Below are 503 nucleotides of genomic sequence, written 5' to 3'. Positions count from 1 at the left end.
AGGCGTTTGCCGATCGTCTGTATCAAGATGATGGGATGTTGACACCAAGAACGCACCCAAATGCCGTTTTGAAAGATGAGCTAGCGATTTTAGAACAAGTCAGAACATTGGCTGATTCGGGCCGAGTAAAAACCGCTTCAGGCAGTTATATCTTGTTAGAAGCGGACACAATATGCGTCCATGGAGACAATGAAGAGTCGATCGCTTTGATTCAAAAAATTCGTCAAAGCCTCTACTCCGGAGGAAATTAATGCATCAAACAAAGTTCTCGATTGATTTGGTTTCTGAATGCAGCATTTTGATTCGATTTGATGAAACCATTTCTGAAAACTCAATTGGACAGTTAGCGCGAGCAATGAACCAACATCTGTCCCATATTGTCATGAATATCGTTCCTTCCTATCGAACCGTGTTAATTGATTACTTACCGTTCAGAATCAGTGAATTTCAGTTAGTCGACATACTGCACAATATCTTAGTCGCGTTTGCCCCAAATAAAGCCG

General features: G+C 41.6%; 2 protein-coding genes. Both read left to right on the top strand.

Going from position 1 to position 503, the window contains the following annotated elements:
• Positions 1-251: LamB/YcsF family protein (locus tag R7044_RS28485; RefSeq protein WP_225456458.1), on the top strand; the 251-nt coding region annotated here is incomplete at its 5' end.
• Positions 251-503: carboxyltransferase domain-containing protein (locus tag R7044_RS28480; protein ID WP_225456456.1), on the top strand; the 253-nt coding region annotated here is incomplete at its 3' end. The genes R7044_RS28485 and R7044_RS28480, both read left to right, overlap by 1 nt.

This window comes from Vibrio sp. 1402 (assembly GCF_033340275.1).
The sequence above is the reverse complement of the archived record's forward strand: the minus strand, read 5'-3'. Positions and strand labels throughout refer to the sequence as shown.